This window comes from Okeania sp. SIO2F4 (assembly GCF_010672385.1).
Lineage (GTDB): Bacteria > Cyanobacteriota > Cyanobacteriia > Cyanobacteriales > Microcoleaceae > Trichodesmium.
In genome coordinates this window covers 1-4,032 of the sequence record NZ_JAAHGT010000889.1, presented here as the reverse complement: position 1 = coordinate 4,032, position 4,032 = coordinate 1, and the positions used below count along the sequence as shown (strand labels likewise).

The 4,032-nt window shown below is 38.8% G+C and carries 1 protein-coding gene; it reads right to left on the bottom strand.

The annotated features are described in order from the left end of the window. Positions 1–32: 32 nt before the first annotated feature. Positions 33–3,128 (bottom strand): phosphoenolpyruvate carboxylase, encoded by a 3,096-nt coding sequence (gene ppc, locus F6K22_RS34510; RefSeq protein ID WP_293108829.1) that lies wholly within the window; start codon positions 3,126–3,128, stop codon positions 33–35. Positions 3,129–4,032: the final 904 nt, after the last annotated feature.

Genomic DNA, 4,032 nt, shown 5'->3' with positions numbered 1-4,032 from the left:
TTCCCTCCTGACTCCTGACTCCTCCCTTGTTATCAACCTGTATTCCGCATACCAGCAGCAATACCATTAAGAGTCAACAAAGCACCACGCAATAACTCACTCTTACTATAACGAGAATGAATTACACCAAGTGTACCCGTATCATGCTGGCGCAGACGTTTCAGCAAAGCTACCTGCAACATACCCAGAGGAATAATAGTCGCATTTCGTAATTGTACAGAACGCTGTAGATCTGGATCTCCATCCAAAGGTCGCTGATGACCAGAAATTTGTAGCACTAAATCCCGTGTTAAACGATATTCAGTCGCAATTTGCTCAAACAACTGCTCAAACCGTTCTCGATCTTCTGGTTTAGATAATTCGCGCACATAATAATGAGCAATTTGCAAATCTACCTTTGCCACAGTCATCTCCACTTTAGAAATGACAGTAGTGAAAAACGGCCACTTCAGATAAAAGTATTGCAAAAGTTTCAGGTGTTCTTCTGGTTCTTGTTGCACAAACTCTTGTAAAGCAGTTCCCACTCCATACCAAGCAGGTAAGAGGAAGCGACTTTGAGTCCAACTAAACACCCAAGGAATTGCCCGTAAACCAGAAATTGTCTTCTTCTTATCATTCTTCCGTCGAGCTGGACGAGAACTAATCTGTAGTTGACTAATTTCCTGAATCGGAGTAACTTGATAGAAAAATTCTACTAAATCCTCTTGTTCATAAATCAAATTTCGGTAATGGGTACGCGATCGCACCGCAAACTCCTCCATAATCTCATTCCAGCTTTCAATTTCATCAAACCCCGTATGTAGCAAACTAGCTTGAATCACCGCAGTAGTAACATTTTCCAAGTTAAACATTGCTAACTGAGGCAGAGAATATTTAGAAGCAAGTACCTCACCCTGTTCAGTAATCTTAATCCGACCGCTAATACTCTTACCAGGTTGAGCCAAAATCGCTTTATAAGCTGGACCGCCACCGCGTCCTACAGAACCACCACGACCATGAAATATCCGCAAGGCAATGCCATACTCCATACCTATCTTATGTAAAGCTTTTTGAGCCTTATGAATTTCCCAGTTACTACTCAAGAACCCAGAATCCTTATTACTATCAGAGTAACCCAACATCACTTCTTGCAGATAAGGAGTTTCTAACTCAGAGTTAAATTGAGAATTGGGTTGTTCTTGCAATTTCTCATACCCACCAGCAAGTGCAGCTTGATATAGAGGCAACTTAAATAAATCCTGCATGACCCGGGGAGCATTTCTCAAGTCTTCCACTGTCTCAAATAAAGGAACCACCTGAATGCTACTCGCACCAGTTGCCGGATCGTAAAGTCCAGCCTCTTGAGCTAACAACAACACTTCTAATAAATCGCTAACATCCCGACTCATACTAATAATATAGGTTTGGCAAATTTCTTGACCAAACTCTACCTGCAGTTGTCGCAGCATTCGGAAAGTGTTAATGATTTCGCAGGTTCTCTCAGAAAAAGGTAACTCTGTGGGAATTAAGGGGCGACGAGTAGGCAACTCTGTTGATAACCACTCAGTCCGCTCTGCTTCCGACATTTCTATATAAGGTTTAGGCAGAATTTGTAAATATTCAGTAACTTCCTGAATTACAGCCTCATGTACAGAAGACTCCTGACGAAGATCAAGTCGCGCTAAATTAAAACCAAAAATTTCTACCTGAGAGATCAGATTTTCTAAGTCACTAGAACTTAAACCAGTTTCTTCAAGGTTACGCTGGATTAGTTGTAATTCAGCCAAAAAATCAGCACTAGACTGATAAATATCTGTTTTTTCTCGACCTTGAGAGAGAACTTCTTTTGCTCTTTGAATTTCATCACCATTATATAAACGCCAGTTACGATCGCGAGTATTTTCTAAACGCTTTTTCACGTAAGACAACTTCAAGCGATAAGGTTCTTGACGATAGCGAATTGCCCATTGCTCGTATACTTCAGACATTTGCAAATGGTCACGATCTAAGGAGTCCAGCAATTCTGGTAAAACATCACTCCAATGCAAAGACAAACTTAAAAGTTCTTTGAGGCGATCGACAGCATGAATATATTTATCCAATACTATCTGACGTTGATAGCAGGCAGTTTGCCAAGTAACTGGTGGTGTACAAAAAGGATTTCCATCACGGTCTGCTCCCACCCATGAACCAAACTTACAAAAATTGTAACTCGGTGGTTTCAGATAAGGGAAAGAACTATGTAAGGCTTGCTTAAACCTACGATGCAGTTGGGGAGTAGCGTCAAACAGAACTTCGTTAAAATAATGAAGAGTAGTTTCTACCTCATCCAGTACAGTAGGTTTAAATTGGTGTAGTTCATCTGTACGCCACCACAAAAGAATTTCTTCTGTTAACTGTTTCTTGAGAGATTCTGTTTCCCAAGATGAAACCAAAGAATATTCCTCTTCTTCATCTACCTGTAGTTCAGAAAAGCTGTCATCTACTTGATCGAGTTCTTGGAGAATTTTGGCAATGCGTCGCTGTTTTGTTCTAATTGTACGACGAACAATTTCTGTAGGGTGTGCTGTAAAAACCAAACGGATGTCTAAGTTATCAATTAATCGTTGAATTAATTGATATGGTACATTGAGAGTCTGTAGTAGAGGAAATAGATAATGAAATGTACCCTCTCCTTCTGGTTTAGTTCTGTTATCGTTCCATATTGGTATACTTCCAACCCGCAGCGAACAACTCTCACCATCCTTAGCTACATCATCTTTAAAGATTAGTTTTCCTGAACTATTGTTGTGAGAGTAAGCTAGTTGTTGAATTCTTTGTTCATAATGTTGTTCTACAATATTGATTAGCTGAAAATATAGAGCAAAAGCCCGGGCAGCTCGAATTGCATCTTTGAGTTCTAGTTGTTCAATCAGTTGTTCAATTTCTGAACCTATAAAGTCAGGAGCTTGTCCTTCTGGGGAATGAACCGAGCGCATCTTCTGGAGTATATCCACCAATTCTTGGCCACATTCTTGCCTTAGCACTGACTCCCACAAATCTTCAACTATTTTGATTCGATTACGCAGAAACCGATCCGAGGCTGTTATTGGGGCATTTTTGAACCCTGATTCTAGCATTGTCTGTTCTGAGTGTAATAGTGAATTCATATTACTTGTTCCTCCATAACTGCTAACATCAAAAATCAATGTATTTTTTGATACTGTTTCCCTCATTAGACGGGATTTAATAGTATCAATGTCTGAAAATAGGCTGTACTAATATTTTTTTGTCTAATCTATAAGTTAATATCTCCCTATTGCTAATTAAATTTTCCTGATTCAACTTTATTAATAAAAAGCAAATTTACTTTCTGGTTCCCCGTTTTGCAGGAGAGGAGCAAACAGGGCAAGGCATAGGCTCAAGAGTAGTTATATCATGTCCGGATAAGAGCGCGATCAAAAAAACTTTCTCCTTTTCCTCCTCTTTATTCTTTCTTCTTCTTTCTTGCTTCTTCTTTCTTCCCTCCTGACTCCTGAGTTCTGACTCCTGATGACTCCGTCGTTTATTTATAAGTATTCAACCGGACATGATATTAGTCTTTATTTATAAATATTCTCTCAAATTTCTCTTAAACATCAAGAGAATAGTTTTTTTTATACTGCTCAAAAATTTATCACATCACCTTAAGAAAATTTAAGCTATAGACTTACTAAATTTTATAGTATAGTGAAATACTGGTCTTCCAACAGCCAACATTAGAGGTTACTGTATTAAAACACTTTTAAACTACATCACTTCACCAGTGTGATACTAATTTTGTTAATGTTTTCCTAATATTTGAGCTATTCTTCAGTTCTAGTTTTCTCCCGATCATCATAAATTTTCGGTAAGTGGAAAACCAGACCGTATCTTTAGTGCATCATATATCATGTCCGGATGAACATTTATACTAAATCCGGTTGAGAAAGAAGGTTTATTGTGAGGGTAAGGCAGAAGGCAGAGGGGAGAAGGCAGAAGGGTTAGAAGGATTTGGACAAACTAGCTTTTCATAACCGGATTTGGTGTTATAAA